This window comes from Moorena sp. SIOASIH (genome assembly GCF_010671925.1).
Lineage (GTDB): Bacteria > Cyanobacteriota > Cyanobacteriia > Cyanobacteriales > Coleofasciculaceae > Moorena.
The window spans coordinates 456835-472799 of record NZ_JAAHIH010000002.1; the positions used below are offsets into that span (position 1 = coordinate 456835).

At 42.3% G+C, this 15965-nt stretch carries 16 protein-coding genes; all 16 read right to left on the reverse strand.

Annotated elements, in window-relative coordinates; translation table 11 throughout:
- Window positions 1-21: 21 nt before the first annotated feature.
- Window positions 22-1083 (reverse strand): exostosin, encoded by a 1062-nt coding sequence (locus F6J90_RS09705; RefSeq protein WP_293092471.1) that lies wholly within the window; start codon window positions 1081-1083, stop codon window positions 22-24.
- Between the two features lie 28 nt (window positions 1084-1111).
- A complete protein-coding gene (locus F6J90_RS09710; protein ID WP_293092473.1) occupies window positions 1112-1300 on the reverse strand; it encodes a hypothetical protein in 189 nt (62 codons plus the stop codon).
- A gap of 329 nt (window positions 1301-1629) precedes the next feature.
- Window positions 1630-2835: a glycosyltransferase gene (locus tag F6J90_RS09715; RefSeq protein ID WP_293092475.1), complete on the reverse strand. Its 1206-nt coding sequence runs from the start codon at window positions 2833-2835 to the stop codon at window positions 1630-1632.
- On the reverse strand, window positions 2823-4073 hold the full coding sequence (locus F6J90_RS09720) for a glycosyltransferase (RefSeq protein ID WP_293092477.1): 1251 nt from the start codon (window positions 4071-4073) through the stop codon (window positions 2823-2825). The genes F6J90_RS09715 and F6J90_RS09720 overlap by 13 nt, the downstream gene beginning before the upstream one ends.
- Window positions 4070-5179, reverse strand: a complete 1110-nt coding sequence (locus tag F6J90_RS09725; protein ID WP_293092479.1) for a glycosyltransferase family 4 protein — start codon at window positions 5177-5179, stop codon at window positions 4070-4072. Before F6J90_RS09725 ends, F6J90_RS09720 begins: the two co-directional genes overlap by 4 nt.
- 17 nt (window positions 5180-5196) lie before the next feature.
- Window positions 5197-6081 carry a glycosyltransferase family 2 protein gene (locus tag F6J90_RS09730; RefSeq protein WP_293092481.1) on the reverse strand — a complete coding sequence of 295 codons (885 nt, stop codon included), beginning with the start codon at window positions 6079-6081 and terminating at the stop codon, window positions 5197-5199.
- Entirely contained in the window at window positions 6074-6199 is a 126-nt protein-coding gene (locus tag F6J90_RS09735) for a hypothetical protein (protein ID WP_293092483.1), read from the reverse strand. The genes F6J90_RS09730 and F6J90_RS09735 overlap by 8 nt, the downstream gene beginning before the upstream one ends.
- Before the next feature lie 96 nt (window positions 6200-6295).
- Window positions 6296-7450 carry a glycosyltransferase family 4 protein gene (locus F6J90_RS09740; RefSeq protein WP_293092485.1) on the reverse strand — a complete coding sequence of 385 codons (1155 nt, stop codon included), beginning with the start codon at window positions 7448-7450 and terminating at the stop codon, window positions 6296-6298.
- A gap of 32 nt (window positions 7451-7482) precedes the next feature.
- Window positions 7483-7635 (reverse strand): hypothetical protein, encoded by a 153-nt coding sequence (locus F6J90_RS09745; protein WP_293092487.1) that lies wholly within the window; start codon window positions 7633-7635, stop codon window positions 7483-7485.
- Between the two features lie 22 nt (window positions 7636-7657).
- Window positions 7658-8671, reverse strand: a complete 1014-nt coding sequence (locus F6J90_RS09750; protein WP_293094797.1) for a nitroreductase family protein — start codon at window positions 8669-8671, stop codon at window positions 7658-7660.
- Between the two features lie 172 nt (window positions 8672-8843).
- A complete protein-coding gene (locus tag F6J90_RS09755; protein WP_293092489.1) occupies window positions 8844-9935 on the reverse strand; it encodes a polysaccharide pyruvyl transferase family protein in 1092 nt (363 codons plus the stop codon).
- A gap of 213 nt (window positions 9936-10148) precedes the next feature.
- Window positions 10149-11408, reverse strand: coding sequence for a glycosyltransferase (locus F6J90_RS09760; RefSeq protein ID WP_293092491.1), 1260 nt, complete (start codon window positions 11406-11408; stop codon window positions 10149-10151).
- Window positions 11409-11579: 171 nt separating this feature from the next.
- Window positions 11580-12452, reverse strand: a complete 873-nt coding sequence (locus tag F6J90_RS09765; RefSeq protein WP_293092493.1) for an FkbM family methyltransferase — start codon at window positions 12450-12452, stop codon at window positions 11580-11582.
- Window positions 12453-12525: 73 nt separating this feature from the next.
- Window positions 12526-13791 carry a glycosyltransferase family 4 protein gene (locus F6J90_RS09770; protein ID WP_293092495.1) on the reverse strand — a complete coding sequence of 422 codons (1266 nt, stop codon included), beginning with the start codon at window positions 13789-13791 and terminating at the stop codon, window positions 12526-12528.
- 219 nt (window positions 13792-14010) lie between these two features.
- Window positions 14011-14139: a hypothetical protein gene (locus F6J90_RS09775; RefSeq protein ID WP_293092497.1), complete on the reverse strand. Its 129-nt coding sequence runs from the start codon at window positions 14137-14139 to the stop codon at window positions 14011-14013.
- 19 nt (window positions 14140-14158) lie between these two features.
- Window positions 14159-15943 carry an ABC transporter ATP-binding protein gene (locus F6J90_RS09780; RefSeq protein WP_293092499.1) on the reverse strand — a complete coding sequence of 595 codons (1785 nt, stop codon included), beginning with the start codon at window positions 15941-15943 and terminating at the stop codon, window positions 14159-14161.
- Window positions 15944-15965: the final 22 nt, after the last annotated feature.

Consider the following 15965-nt stretch of genomic DNA (forward strand, 5'->3'; position numbering starts at 1 on the left):
TTCACAATTGAAATAAAAATGCTATATAGGCAGATGACGATGGAAATTACTAAAGAACCCTTCTGGAGATACTCGCTCTTTCCAAATCCGGCGACATTCATGCTGTAAATCTACAAATTCCTGGGATGATAGATTGTCGTGGAACTCAGCAATTTTATCGCCAATTAAATGAAGTTCATTCTCCTTTATCCAGACACAGTATTTCTTCCAATCAATGTCAAAGTCGTAGGGAAGCACACAATCGGTATCTACAAGAACTGGAATTCTGCCACAGCACAATGCTTCATAGAAACGAAAGGAATTGTTTCCTGATCCACGGCAACAGAAGATATAGTCACTGTCTATTAAGTTATGGACAAATTCAAGGCGATGCTTTTGCTTCAAATTGAAATCCGGTTGATTGAAGAAAACTAGCCGTTCTCTAATCAGAAAGTTGGTGATTATGTTAGGGTCTTTGGATAAGATATCTAGGGCTCGAAGTCTTAACACATGTCCCCAATTATAGGGAGGGATACTAGCTTTCGAGTTCAAGACATTCTTTTTGACTCTAGACCATAAAAATTTTAAGTGGGTTTTGGGATTTTGTTTGACGGCATACCCACAAAAACCAACTACAGGTTTTAAGCGTTTTTGGCGGATATTGATTTTGTTGTCAAGATAGTTTTCAACAAAGTCTTCGCTCCAGTGAGGTAGGGTAAAATCGGTGTTTTTTCTCAGGGAGCGATAGAGAGAGTGGCGGAATACAAAATCACTTTCAATTGGTAATTTAAGATGGGAACAAGCCCCACCAAAAAAGCTAATTAAGGGCTTGCCTGCTAATTTAACGTTTTCTGCTAATTGTCTGGCTTTATGTTCCAATTCAGAATTCCATAGTGCCCAATTCACTGGTACAATAGCAATATCTGCTTCCTCCAGAGAAGACATCTTAAATAGAGACTTTCCAATGTCTACATAGTGGTCAAAACAACTACTAATGGGATCCTCAGGATTTTCTGGAGGCTTGCCCCAAAAGGGGTATAGGATGGCCTCATAGTTCATGCCTTCTGGGAGATAGTTCTGGTCACAGAAAATTTTCAAAGTCATAATTTTAGGCTCTTCGGTAGTTGTGATACTAAATGATTAGTTTGGGAGTAGGGAGTCGGGAGTAGGGAGTCGGGAGTAGGGAGTCGGGAGTAGGGAGTCGGGAAAGGAGAACAGAAGGGAACAGGGAACAGGGAACAGGGAACAGAGAAGAGGAACCCACCCCTAACCCCTCCCAGGAGGGGAAGAGGGAACAGGGAAAAAATCCTGTGTACCTCATAGCTATGAAAAACGCTATCACACTTTAGAAGTCATTAAATAACACTTTTCGGCTATATCCATGCCTTTTTGCCAAATTATTAAGTCTTGAAAATTATTAGGGAGCAGGGAGCAGGGAGCAGGGAGCAGGGAGCAGGGAGCATAAATATGTCTTAACCTTTACTTCGACTGCTATAAAAATCTTTTCATTTATCTCCCCATCTCCCCATCTCCCCATCTCCCCATCTCCCCATCACCCCATCTCCCCATCTCCCCATCCCCCCATCTCCCCATCTCCCCATCTCCCCATCTCCCCATCTCCCCACACTTCCCACACTTCCCGCTCTTTCCCTATTCCCTACTCCCTACTCCCGCAAACCCAGGACGAGCTACCTCACCCGATTCAGAACTGCTATAAATATCAAGGAGTTGTTGATAGTTTTTTGTAGCAGTATATTTGGCTTCATACTCTGAGCGAGCTTCTCGACGCATCTGAGCCAGTTCGGTAGGATGTGAGACTAGCCAGTCTACCTTGCTTGCTAAGTCAAAAGGGTCACCAGGACGGAAGTGAAGCCCAACCCGACTCGATTCTACTAGTTCTGCGATCGCACCAATATTGGCAGCAATCACAGGGGTCCCTTTGGCAAAAGCTTCGATGGCTACCCGACCAAAGGTTTCGTACCACTTGGAAGGAAAGACTAAACACATGGCTTTGCCCAATAACTCATGAACCTCAGCCATGGGTTTGCGTCCTAACCACTCCACTTGGGGAAGTCGTTGAGCGGCCTGTTGTACCTGACTGGCTAAAGGACCATCTCCGACAATCTTGAGGGGTATCTTGCTATCCAGGTGTTCCCAAGCACTCAGTAAGGTGTCTAGTCCCTTTTCTACAGAAAGTCTACCGACATAGAGGGCAAAATTGCCGTCTCCTTCTCCAATTCCTGGGTCAGGGTAAACAAAGTTGGGTTTGACCACTATCTTGTTTGCTGGCAGACCACCGGCAATGAATTTTTGCCTGGCGAACTCCGTCAGAGCAATGTAGGTATCCACCATATCGCTCCAGGTCTGTAGGGTGTGGTGTACACTAAGCATCGCACTGACTACTCCTGTAGCCGCAAAACTATTCCGATAGCAGCTATGTAAGATACCCGGTAAAGGCACTGATTTCCCTAGACAGTCTTCGCAAACCTCTCCATCCCGGAAAAACAGCCCATTGGGGCAAAGAAGACGGTAGTTGTGCAAAGTTTGTACGACCCGCACCCCTTCTGCTTTGGCAGCATGGTAGACCGACGGGGAAATCAATGGCAGAAAATTATGGATGTGGATAACATCATAGGAGTGCTGTTTTAACTGCTGTTTGACAGTTTGATGAGCTTCCTGAGACCAAACCGTCTTGACAGCCATCTTGAGATGGCCTAACTCTGCCACCCTTTGGTTGTCCTGTTCATAGACGTCCACCAAGTGACCCATCTCCTGTAACAGTCTCACCTCTGCTTCGTGACACTCGTCTTCTCCACCACGGATTTGATACCGATTATGTAAACTTAAGATACGCACTGAACTAATCCTTTGTCTGCAGCGATCGCTTGATAGACTTGGGCTAACCGTTCCCCTTTAATCTGCCAACTATGGTGTTGGCTCATTAATGTCTGTCCGGCTTGCCCCATCGACTTTCGCAGTTCGGAGTCTTCAGCCAAACGCACCATTGCTTTAGCTAAATCACCCACTGCTTGGTCAGGATGATGAGCTTGAATCTTAAAGCCAGTCTCCTGTGTTACTTGGACAGCAGGTCCCCCTAAATCTAGGCAAATTACTGGACGACCAGCCGCCATTGCCTCCATACAAACCCATCCCCCAGAATCATGTAAGCTAGGATGAAGCAAGCCATGACATTCCCCTAGCTTCTGTAAGGTCTTTTCCCGAGGTAGCCGACCCCAGAATTTGACTTGGTGGGCAATCCCTAACTCTTCCGCAAGGGTATGAAGCCGCTGCCATTCCGGACCATCCCCGACAATCCAGTACTCGGCATCTGGTAGATTCGCTTTGGCAAAGGCTCGTACTCCCAAGTGAAACCCTTTCCAGTGCAAGAGTCTACCCATGCTAATAAACCTGACTGGCTCAGTCTCAGGCATCTGGTAATCAGCCAGACGCTGGATCTCTTCCGCTGGTAAACCAGACTCCGGAAGAATCTGTACATCAGTGACACCAAGTTTGTACAGTTGCTTAGCGGTATCCCAAGTGGTTGCTCGCACTAACACACTCTTTTGGGCAGTAAGATATACAAAAGGGTCATGCTCCCCGATCCAGCGCACGAGATAGCGAGCCGTTTCGTAAAGTCTGGCTCGGAAGCTAAAATCTTTCCAAAAGGCTATCGGTGCAGACTCGCCACCACCCACTGGGCCCCAAATGAAGGGAACTGGTAGCAGGGAGAGGAAGCTGGGACTTGAGTATTTAACAAAGGTGACGTGGTGGATTAGGTCAAAACCAATCTCGCGGTGCAGGCGACGAGCAACGAAGTACGCCTGTATCTGCCAGAGGTAGTAGTGAATTTGCATTGCCCCATTGGAACCCCAGCGCCAGCCACTGCCCCAGACCGGCAGAGTAAAGTAGACAAAGTGGAGATTAGGCACAGGATTACGGGTTAGTTCTGCCTTGATGACCTCCCCACTCTCATCGGGTCGAGTTAAGACCCAGACTTCATGGTGTTTAGCAATTTCCCGGGCAATATTCCAGCCAACTCCAGGTTCAGACCCTCTACCTGGTTCACAGGAATAGGCAGAAATTAGAACTTTCATACTCCCAATACCTCCTTATAAAGCTGTAAATAACCCAACGCCACTTCCTTTGGTTGAAAGTGGGCTTGAGCATAGGATTGTGCGCGTTTTGACCAATGGTGAAGCTGAGTCGGCTCAGCCAGAAGTTCTGTCAGACAGCTAGCTGCTTTCTTAGGGTTTGAAGGCAATACTAAACCTAAGTCATTTTTGTCAAAAAGTTCAGCAAGGTTAACGGTATCAGCTACAGCACAAGGTACTCCCAAATACATTGCCTCTGCTATCGAGATCCCAAACACTTCCCAACGAGAGGTTTGAATGTAAACGCTAGCTTCAGAAAGTACCTTAGCTTTCTGTTCTCCAAATACTGGATCGTGGAAGTAAACATTTGAAGGGAGGTTACGTTGGAGACGTTCCATCCATTTGTTGGTTTTAGCATCTTTAGTGCCATACAAATGGACTTCTATCTCTGGTGGTAAAAACCGTGCGATTTCTACCAAGATATCTATGCCTTTATGTAGGATATCAAAGCGACCCAGGTAAACTAGCCGCTTCTGGTTTAGATTGCCTCTCCAGCTGTGTGTCCCTAATTGTTGAAGATTTACCGGGTTTGGCACCCAACGGATTCTACCTTTGTAAGGAGGAACAAAAGCCCGCACTGCTTTTTCTTCTTTGGGTGTTACCACAGAAATTCCAGATGCCTGAGAGAATCTAGGCTTTTCGATTAGCCAGCTGTAAAGACTTTTCTTCACCCTACCTCGTTCCAGAAGTTCGGGTGACATAGCATTAGGGGTAATCACATAGGGAATTTTTTTCCGAACTAGCTTCCTAGCCAAGGTGGCTTGCTTGGGAAGAAATACGGAGTGCATATGCACAATCTGTGGCGGTTTAGAATCAAGCAGATTACTGATTAGTCTGGAATCATAACCCCAAGTATTGGCTGGAATATGAATTATTTTAACACCATTTTTTGCAGTAAACTCTATGGCAAATTCATCCGGTTTAGTATCCACTATAAGCGTAACTTGATGTCCAAAATTAGTCTGTTCATTAGCAACAGACCAGACTGTATTGTTCACCCCATCTACTCCTTGAGGAGATGCGGAACACCCTACATGAAAAATTTTCATAATTCATTTTTGCTTAATTAAGCACGTTTACCTAAGCCATAAATAAATAGAAGTTTCACCCACCGTCCTAACCACGAAATGAGCTTACTAAAAAATAGAAGTGTTCCTAATATAAATCCGTACTTTTCCGTGAAGTAAAAAAACTTAGTCGGTATACGATAGGGAGATTTTTTATTCCAAAACAAGGCTTGGAAGGTTCTACCTGGCTTTAGGCCACGTTTAAAGTATTTATGGAAACCTAGTTGATCGTGAACCGGTCCGACTAAAATGGCCTTAAGGTTTCCAATTAGACAAGCTTTGAAGCCAGAGCGAGTTGCTTTGAAGGTGTACATATCATCTCCCGAATAGTGAGGAAATTTTTTAGCATCTGGAGGTCCAATTTTAGAAAATACAGAAGCCGGAATGCCGACACACCAGCCAGACATACCGTCAACAAATAGGATTTCACCGGGTTTAGCAAAACACCCTTTTCGACCTTGAAAACCGTTGTGATGTACAGTCAGTGAATTAGATTCCTGAACGTAACAGGTAGGCGCAGCTAGGGTATCTGGATGAGTAGCCATAAATTTGACCAGTCCTGGCAGAGTTTCTGGAGCAGGAGCACAGTCATCATTTAGCAAAATAAAATACTCTGCTCCTTGGTCGTAGGCGTACTCCATACCTAGAGCAGTTGCTCCTGTCCACCAGAGGTCTCCATTACCTGGTAAAACTGTTACGTCTGGGTACAGGGTATTGATTGCTTCTTTAGTGCCGTCAGTGGAACCATCATCCACAATTACGACATGATACTGCTGGAGATCACCACACTTTTCCAGGTTGTTTAGACAAGCCAGGGTGGTATCCTTGCGATTGTGAACGGGGATAACAATGTATACAGGCTTTTTGGTAGATACTTCAGGCATATAGCAAAGGGAGTCGGGAGTCGGGAGTCGGGAGTCGGGAGTCGGGAGTCGGGAGTCGGGAACAGGGAGTAGGGAGCAGGGAGTAGGGAGTAGGGAGCAGGGAGTAGTTGTGTGGCACAGGCTTCTAGCCTGTGACCTTAGTAGGGTGCGTGACTTAACGAATGCTTACCTCTTTTATTCAAAAGCTGACCGCTGACCGCTGACCGCTGTCAGCTTACACGGTTTTTTGCTGACCATTCCAGACAAATTCCACAACGTCAGCTAAAGAATTTGAGACTGCCTCTAGGGTATGGCTAGCCATAATTTGTTGGGATTTTTCTCCCATCTTGTTAATCAAATCTGGGTTATTGATAAATCGGATCATCAATTCAGCCAATTCTTCAGAATCATGGGGGTCAAACACATAGCCATTTTCACCATCAACCACCATTTCTACTGCTCCTGCCCATTTTGAACAGAGAATAGGTTTACCAAAAGCCATGGCTTCTGGTACTACCATACCCCAGACATCTTCAAGAGTAGGAAACAAAAAAACATCAGCGTTTTGCAAATAGGTTCCTAAACCTCCGTATTCAACAAATCCAACCAACTTGACTTGATTTTCTAGATTATAGGTTTTAACCAAGCTCTCAAGTTCCTGGTGTTGAGTTCCACGACCAACGATTAGCACGGTATAGTCTTGATATCCTTTGGTCTGGAGCATGGAGCAAGCTTTTAACAGTTTATGTAAACCTTTCCTAGGAAAGAGTGCTCCAATATAGAGAAATACAGGATGCTGCTGTTTTACCTTGTCTAGTTTAGACTCTTCAATCGTTTGTGATAATGCTCTAATATCTGGGACTAGATAGGGTCTGGCAAAAATACTATTCTCCCTAGCTTTAACAAACTCGGTAAGATAAGCTTTTCCGGCACTGGTATTGGTAATAAACCCATCGGTAATCCGTGCAATTATACGTCGTAGCAATAAACGAAACCATGACCCTTGATAATCTACACCAGGGGAGCTACCATCGCAAATGATTACGACTCGCCATTTTCCCCATGGCTTAAACAGTAACGCCAGTAATGTCCAGAGGGAGAAGGCATTGGAGAAAATTACATTTGGTTTAAAATCAAGTAGCTGAACAATAATCTTTGGAGGTAAGTAGGTGAAGAAGGAACTGTAAGTTTTTGATGGCTTATTCCTTCCCATAACTTTCATTCCTCCTACTTCCTTAAGTAGAAAAGATTCTTCAAAGCCATGAATAAATCCAGGAAAAAGTCCAGCAAATACGGTCGTTTGGGGAAACAATCGCGTAAATTCACTTAGCAGAGGTTGCCAGTAAAGTCCTGCTGTTGGCAGCAGCCAAGCGATGCGAAGTTGATTCATACAATTCATCTTAAGATACCTATCAAGCTAGGCTAATGGTATTGTCTTATAGCATTTATCAATTGGGTCAGGTACACAATTGTGGATTTTAGGGAACAGGGAACAGGGAATAGGGAACAGAGAAGAGGCAAAAGGCAAGAGGCAAGAGGCAAGAGGCAAGAGGTAAACAATCCTGTGTACCTCATTAGGATAGAAAGCGCTATACTATTAATGGGTGATTAAAATATCTTGTACTTTTCTCCTAGAAGACTGAGCTACACAAAATTGCTCAGGTAATTGTCCAATAGCAATCATCATAATAATAATTTCACTGTCACTAATCCCAGCATCACGATGTAGAGCTTGGTCTACTTTGTAGGTTACAGACCAATTTAAACAACAAGTACCTATACCAAGAGAGTGGAGTGCGTGGATCAGGGACATCGCAAACATACCACCGTCAATAAATCCCTGATTTCTTTCTCCTGGGACAGTAAAGTAATTAAGATCAGAGGTTACTATAAGTATTTTGTCAGCTGTGTCTCCAAAGCCTCGATTACCGTTTTGATGACTGAGAACTTTTTTCTTGATTTCAGCATCACTGAAAAGATGGACTTTCCAGGTTTGACGATTACAAACGGAAGGAGTTCTTAAGGCCATGGAAACGGCATCTTCTATGAGATTGATTGGTACCGTACCTGAGGCGAAGTTTCTGATACTATGCCTTGAGTTAACAAACTCTCTAAAGTTGAAATTTGCTGGTTTAACAATGTCTTGTTTTACAACATGTTTGACTCCTCCTTCTGTTCTACAAATTACTTTTTCGGGAATAGTTGATTTGAGGTAGTTTAACTGGTTTAATAACTCTTGATTATCTTGCCCTCTGCTCAAATTGAATTGATAATAACTAAATAACGTATTTAAGGCAACTTGTCCGATTTCATCCAATCCATACTGTTTTTGATAACTGTTTAGGATTGAAAGTAAGTTGTTGACGACATCTGTGCCAAACCCTGTTCTCGGGGTTTTTAAGGATAATCCTTTCTCAATCACATGATAATGAGCAATAATACGTCCTTGATGTCTAATTTTTGTACTATATTCATCTAATAGAGCAGATTTTTGGTAAAATCTCCTAAAGTCATAGTAATAATTCTTGAACAGGTCGAAAAGTTTCCGGATACTACGCAAGGTATTGCGAATATTGAAATAGTTTCTATTGGCGGAAGGGAACAAATACATCACTAAACTATAGCAGTTTTAAATTGGTTTAGGTACAAAGGTCTGGGAGCAGCGATCCCCCCTAACCCCCCTTAATAAGGGGGGAAAAGAGCAGGGAACAGGGAACAGGGAACAGTTCTGTGGCACAGGCTTCTAGCCTGTGACTTTAGGGACGCACCACCGGGTCAAACAGCTAGGCACTTAGGGCTTGAGATAGATAAGCGTTAGATTTACCAATCATTTGCTGTAGCTTACTTGTGTCAAAATTCAATTCTAAATTTAGTTGAGGCTGAGGGGAAGTAATCCTATTGACGTTCAAAAGTCTGTCTTCGAGATCCAAATCTTTTAATAAGTCTTGAACTTTTTTGGATTTATTGTCTCCTGTGGTAGAGCGACTAAATGTAGTAAAGGGCTTGTTGAAAATAATTGAAAATATAGTTCCATGGTAGAAGCTTGTAAACACGTAGGATGCTTGGGCATAGTAACCTAGCCACTCTTCTGGCCCTATATCTACTCGATTAACATCGGCAACCTGGCAAGGATAACCAATGGAAATAATCTCTAACCCTTCCTTATCTGCTACTGCTTTCACATAATTTTGTTCATCCCCAGACAGGGCACCATATACTAAGATATATTTCTGTTGAATTGGCACCGAAGCAGTGATGTCTTTAAAGTCAGCGAGAAAGGTAGGATCAAGGACTTTGGTTGCCTGGATACCATACTCTTCACTCAACAATTTCAGGCTATGGGCATCCCGAACTGAGATAGCATGAAAGTTTTTGAGTAGTTGGGAAACTTGCTCTCGATGGTTACCAAAGGTTTTTGTGGGACCACAGCTAGGGGCATAGCTCACTTTTCGAGTTTTGGGATTGGAAATGAAGTCGAAAAAATACGATAAGCAGAAGTCAGTGCCTAGGGGAATAGATTCAATAACTTTCCCAAGTTCCCAAATTTCATCACTGCCGCATACAACTACGTCATAATCGGGATTCCAACTATCAAGACTAGTTTTTCTATAAAATTTTAGTTTACTCAATCCCATTCTAGACAGTAAAAATTGTCTCATTTTCCAAGACTTTACTGTATTACTGATTGAGTAGCGGAATCGGAAACATTTGTTGACATAGAGATGTTTTAGGTATGCTAGGCCAACTCGATAAGGTCTATAGTCAATTAATTCAACCTCATGACCCTGACTCTGGATTACCTGCATCAGAGCATAAGCTTGGAGAGTTGCACCATAGTTTGTCGTATTGTGGAATGTTAATATACCAACTTTCATAAGTTATATCACTTTTTTAAACTACAATTTAAACTCAAAATATTTATGTTAATTGATTCTAATGATAGATAGCTTTTACAAAAAATTAATCAAAACAAATGCGGATTTTTAATAACACCAAAAACTACTCCGCTCTCTTGACTACTGTTCCCTATTCCCTGTTCCCTGTTCCCTTTTCCCATCAATTATATGTTCACAACTCAAATACAAACGCTATATATCTTGAAGTAAAATACTCGCAAAACGTTCAGCTGAATTCTGCACTGCAAAAGCTTTCATTTTGGAGCGATCGCATAATTTTTCGGGAGACTCCAGTAAACACTGGGTCAATCCCTTAGCAATTTCACTGGGTTTGGTGGCGTCTATGGTAATACCAAGTCGCCAAAGGCGAGTGATTGCTCCCATCAGACCGTAATTTGATGCTAAAAGAGGTTTCTGAACTGCTGCTGCTTGTACGAGGGTGCCACTCATGCCAACATGACCTTGGTAAGGAGCTAAGATAATGTCTGCACTATGGAAATACCATTGCACCTCCTGTTCAGGGATAAACTGATCCTGGACTATAATCTGTACTGGTAATGATTGAGATAGGTCTGTAATCTGTTGCTGAATCGGTGACTCTGGTTTAGCGAACAGTTGACCGACTAACAACAGACAGATCTGATTACACAGGGTAGGGGATAAGCTAGAAATTGCTTCGAGTACCTGGTGAATACCTTTGCGCCTATCGTATAGTGCTCCAAACAGAAGAAAGACTGTCCTACCAGGAGCAATCCTCAATCTTTGCTTAAATTCTTCTAGCTGATTGGGGTCAGGGACATCGTAGGTTTGTACTGGGTCTGGCAAATGAAGGATTCTAGTTTTGCTATGAAATTGCTCCATAGGTTTGACCACAAACGAATCAAGGCAAAACAAATTGCGCAGCTTTGGATGATGTAGAACCCGAGGCAGGATAATAAACCTTTCCCGCCAGTGCTGTAGGTGGTTTTTCCAAGAAGGGGTATAGTCAGCGAAGGTGCTGTAATGGAATGTTGGTCGGAAATAAATCCCAGAAAATGGACAGGGAAGTGTTGCTCCTGAAGCTACTGCTGCTTGGAAAGAGTCAAAGTACAGCAGCAAACATTGGGTTGTCCCTAGGGCAGTGGTATATTTACGGAGTAATCGCCACTCCTGAAAGGAACGGAAAGCGCGATGGATAGAGGTTTTCCTAGGAATCAGACTTGCTGCTTCTTCTGGGGTGATGGTTACAAAGTTGAGGTTTTTGTGATCATGTTTTGCCGCAATACCAACGACATCAGGGTGCTGCTGCACAAATTGGGGTGAGACAACGATATCCAGATGACCTGGTAAGTCTTGTTTACACCAATACTCAGCTAAGTGCCGGATATAGCTGGCATAGTGTCCACCGTAGGCTAGTTCAAATACTAGGAGTTTGCGATCGCTAATATCAATCATAACTATAGCAGTTCTCAATTGGGTGAGGTACAAAGTCCTAGGTTAATGGGAGCAGGGAGTAGGGAGCAGGGAGTAGGGAAGTCAGAAGAGGGCAGACCGCGTTGCATCGCTTTTTACAATTCCTACAGGAAACGCTATAGGATTACTGATTACCGATTACCCATTTCCGAGCCGATTACGTAGATATGTTCAGGGGTTTGGAATGAAGCAAAGATTATTGTAATCGTACTTATCACAGATTACGTGATTTTTAATTTTGCCATCTTTAAACTCAAGTGCTTGATACCCTTTATCCACCATGTAAGTTATTAATTCCCTAGTAGACACAGCCCCTTCAACACCCATATCACCTACTTCTATCGTTACAATTGGTTTAATTTCTGTGAGAGTTCTTTCCATTCCTTTCAGAATCTTATATTCGGAGCTTTCTGCGTCAATTTTAATAAAGTTTGGCGCTAATCCAGTATTCCTAATGTAGGAATCAATCGACAATGCTTTAACGTCGTATGTCTTGAATTTTGCTTTCTGAATCCATCGGGATGTATAAACAGAATTAAAGGCAGAGTTTCTGAGCCCATAATCGTTAAATGACAGGGTGGCCTCATCAGACCACACTGCCTTGTTCGTTAGCACAATATTTTCTTTATCTTTAGTATTTTCTTTAAGTAATTCAAAAGTGCTTTTTGTTGGTTCAAAGGAATGAACTTGTCCATTTTTCCCTACCAGATGAGACCCTAGCAGAGAAAAGAATCCAAAATGTGTACCAACATCAAAAAAAATCATTTCTGGCTTCAGATAGTTTAACATAAATGTAGTTAAACCTTCTTCAAAAAAACCATATCGATAGATGGTAGTTGATACAATTTCAGGTAATATCACCTTCATCTCTTCTTCAAAGAAAGTTGTGGCTTTAGCTGGCACAGCCATGGTTAACTTATTGTTGGCAGCACTGATCAGTGTTGAATACAGCAGGCGATTGGGAGATTTTAATAACCTATTGAGCCGCGAGGTTTTGTAGAAGCTTAAACTATCATCAAGTTTTTGGGTTAGTTCTGTATTCATTAGTTTTACAAAAATCTTTAAATTGCTTGTGAGTTAAAAGATGTTTTATTTTTAAATTGGTGGAGCTGACTGGTTACGGAGTGATTAACCGGACTTTGACCTCACACTCATCCAAAATTTCGTTGTAAAGGGATAAGTAACGGCGTGCTTGTACTTCTAGAGAAAATGCTTGCTCTGCCTTTTGACGAGCATGAATACACAATTTTGAGTAGCGATCGCGGTCTTGAACTACCCAAGCTATCCCTGTGGCTAAATCCTCGATGTCAAAGGGGTTAGCTAGATAGCCGTTTTGCTGATGATCCACAATGTCTTTCAATCCAGTCCCATTAAAAGCAACCACTGGAGTACCGCAAGCAAGGGATTCAGAAGCAGTTTGCCCAAAGGATTCTTGAAGGGATGGCACAATCATCACATCCGCTGCTGAATAAGCTTGTACCAATGAGATGTCATCTAAGCAACCGAGATAATGAGCCTTAAAGCCAAGATCTATCGGGTTTTCCGGTTGGGATGAGCCAAAAATCACTAGCTCAATCCGATCCGACCACCCAGCCTTACTCAGACGTTGTAAAGCTGGCAGTAATAGATGAAATCCTTTCCGTTTATCCTGAGTAGCGCTAAGAGCACCAAACAGGATAAGTTGCTTATCTTCAGGTAAATTCAACACCTTACGAGCTGTCTGTTGATTGAGGGGTTGATAGTGTTCAGTGTCCAGACAGAAAGGAATTACCTCCACTCGTCGATACCGAAACAGTGAACTGGAACTAGCACATTTGGCCATCCAGGAACTAGGAGCGACCAATGTTAGGTTAAGCCCTTCCCAGGCTTTAGCTTTACGGAGCCATACCCAGTGAGAGAGATCCGATTCCTTGCTACTACCTAATTGAGGACAACTACCGCAGAATTTCCTGTAGCGATCGCAACCTTGATCATAGTGACATCCTCCAGTAAAGGCCCACATATCTTGGAGAGTCCAAACCAGAGGTATATTAAAGTTTTTGAGGTCTTCTACTCTCAAATATTCCCAACCTACCCAATGTAGGTTGATGATGCTGGAGTTAAAACGTTTAATCTGATTCTGAATCAAAGACAGGGTAGCGTTGATAGAAAATGTGGTGTTACACCCTAAACTATTCCTGAGAGTTATACCAAATAATCTTGCCTGAATTTTTTTCAATAAAACGGTCAGATTTTCCAGTTTAATTACTGATGGATGCTGTGAACTCTTTTGTAGAACAAGCATTGAAGAGTCTACGTTTTCTCTGAGCAATCCCTCGTGCAAACGCAACGCTGCTCGTCCTGCTCCTGACCCCTCATGCATTGCTAGATGTGTAATTTTCATAGTTACCTTTAATTAAGGGAACATTAGAAAAGAGATACAAGAATTTTTTGGTGTTAGCTCTCTTGTCTTTATGAAAACCTATATCACCTGAGATAGGTAGGCATCTTGGCAAAAAGTCAGCATTCAGCTATCAGCGGTCAGCTTTCAGTTTTCAGCTATCAGCTATCAGTTTTCAGCTATCAGTTTTCAGCTATCAGTTTTCAGCTATCAGCTTATGCGCTACGCGCACGCTACGCGAACAGCTTTCAGCCAACGGCTGACCACTGACCACTGACCGCTGACCGCTGACCGCTGACCGCTGACCACTGACCACTGACCGCTGACCACTGACTGCTGACCACTGACCACTGACCGCTGATAGCTGACGTTAATACTTCTCCAAAACTACTTCTTGATAGCTGCCCGATTTAGTAATATAACCTTTATCCATCAGGTAAATGCGATCGCAATGCTCTACTGTAGACAGGCGGTGGGCAATAATAATCATAGTTTTAGTCCCACTCAAGGATTTAATTGCCTCAGTCACCAGTCTTTCTGTTTCATTATCCAAGGCCGAAGTCGCTTCATCTAAAACCAAAATTTCCTTTTCATGGTAAAGTGAGCGAGCAATTCCTATCCGTTGCCGTTGACCACCAGAAAAACGTACTCCTCGTTCCCCAACCATAGTTTTAACACCATTAGGAAGTTGCTCAACAAAATCGATCAGTTGAGCAGCTGCCATCGCCTGGTATAATCGTTGGTAGTTAATTTTATGCTCTGGAACCCCGAAAGCAATATTTTTTTCAATAGTATCGTCCATTAGAAAAATCGACTGGGGAATATAGCCGATCAGATTTTGCCAAGAACGAATATCATCATATATGGATTGCCCGTCAACTTTCATATCCCCTTCCTGAGGTTTTAACAGACCTAAAATTAAATCAACTAACGTCGTCTTACCTGCTCCTGATTTACCAATCAGGGCAATTGATTGGCTTTTATTAATCGTTAATGAGATATCAGTTAGGGCATTATCTGAACCATTGGGATAGCGGTAATTCACTGACTCTAGCACCACTTGCTTCGTAAACCTTAATCTCTGACCCTCTTCAGCAATGACTGGATAAGCTAAAACCTTGGACCCGTTATCAGTTTCCAGATTTTCCAATTCTTTCAGGTCAGAGTAGAGTTTATTGAGACTATAAGTAGAGTTCCGCAGCACACTGATTCCACTGATTAAATTGCTCCCTGCTGGAATCAAGCGAATTGAGGCTAAGGCAAAAATACTTAAAATAGCGGTTAGCTCTTGTATATCTTGATTTAAAATTAAAAAAACCGAGGTAACCCCTACTAAAAAGATTACTAAAATTGTTTCAATAACGATACGGGGTGAAAGTTTGAATGCAAAAAAAACACCCTGAACATCGGCATATATCCGTGCTTGTTCAGCTATCTGATTTTGAAAATAGGACTGACAACCAATAATTTTTGTTTCCTTGATACCTCCCAAACTATGGTTAATTATCCGAATTATATTTTCATAGGATTGAGAGACTTGTTGTCCCCAACTAATTATCTTATGTTTAAAAGAATTAAATAGTAAAACGATGGGGAAGGTAATAGCCAAGAAAGCCACAACGATTGTTAAACTATTTAGACAAAGTAATAGTGTTAGAAAAACTAAAATAATAGCATTGGATGCCAAAATGATAAGTGGCATGAGGACTCCATTCGCAAATTGCTCAGTTTCCCTCATCACAGTTTTAATTAAATTAGCACTATTCCTGCCTAAATGAAAGGTATAGGGGGCAGCTAAATATGCCCCCATCAATTTAGTAGCTAACTCTCCTTGTTGTCTGAACCCAAATATAAATACATTAGTCTGAGTTCGCCATCTGATGAATGACTTGATACAGAATATAGTAACAATAAATAAACCGATTAAAGCGATAAAGTAACTTTCTCTGTGTAAACCTAAATGACTGTAAATCCAATTTAACCAAGAATGGTCATGAATCAGCTCTGGCTTGCTCGCTAGACTTAAAAATGGTCCAATTAGTCCAATGCCAAAGACCTCTAATATGGAAACTAACAGAAAGGAAAACAGTAATATAATTAACGTTTTCTTGGTCTTTCCAAGAACATATAAAACTTTGGCTATATATCTTAGCATTATTATCCAATAGATTGGAAAC

What these genes read in the sequence shown, in the direction of transcription:
- F6J90_RS09770 (WP_293092495.1), bottom strand. Translation starts at nt 13,791, where the DNA reads ATGAAAATTACACATCTAGCAATGCATGAGGGGTCAGGAGCAGGACGA.
- F6J90_RS09755 (WP_293092489.1), bottom strand. Translation starts at nt 9,935, where the DNA reads ATGAAAGTTGGTATATTAACATTCCACAATACGACAAACTATGGTGCA.
- F6J90_RS09720 (WP_293092477.1), bottom strand. Translation starts at nt 4,073, where the DNA reads ATGAAAGTTCTAATTTCTGCCTATTCCTGTGAACCAGGTAGAGGGTCT.
- F6J90_RS09705 (WP_293092471.1), bottom strand. Translation starts at nt 1,083, where the DNA reads ATGACTTTGAAAATTTTCTGTGACCAGAACTATCTCCCAGAAGGCATG.
- F6J90_RS09725 (WP_293092479.1), bottom strand. Translation starts at nt 5,179, where the DNA reads ATGAAAATTTTTCATGTAGGGTGTTCCGCATCTCCTCAAGGAGTAGAT.
- F6J90_RS09745 (WP_293092487.1), bottom strand. Translation starts at nt 7,635, where the DNA reads ATGAGGTACACAGGATTGTTTACCTCTTGCCTCTTGCCTCTTGCCTCT.
- F6J90_RS09750 (WP_293094797.1), bottom strand. Translation starts at nt 8,671, where the DNA reads ATGTATTTGTTCCCTTCCGCCAATAGAAACTATTTCAATATTCGCAAT.
- F6J90_RS09710 (WP_293092473.1), bottom strand. Translation starts at nt 1,300, where the DNA reads ATGAGGTACACAGGATTTTTTCCCTGTTCCCTCTTCCCCTCCTGGGAG.
- F6J90_RS09730 (WP_293092481.1), bottom strand. Translation starts at nt 6,081, where the DNA reads ATGCCTGAAGTATCTACCAAAAAGCCTGTATACATTGTTATCCCCGTT.
- F6J90_RS09740 (WP_293092485.1), bottom strand. Translation starts at nt 7,450, where the DNA reads ATGAATCAACTTCGCATCGCTTGGCTGCTGCCAACAGCAGGACTTTAC.
- F6J90_RS09765 (WP_293092493.1), bottom strand. Translation starts at nt 12,452, where the DNA reads ATGAATACAGAACTAACCCAAAAACTTGATGATAGTTTAAGCTTCTAC.
- F6J90_RS09780 (WP_293092499.1), bottom strand. Translation starts at nt 15,943, where the DNA reads ATGCTAAGATATATAGCCAAAGTTTTATATGTTCTTGGAAAGACCAAG.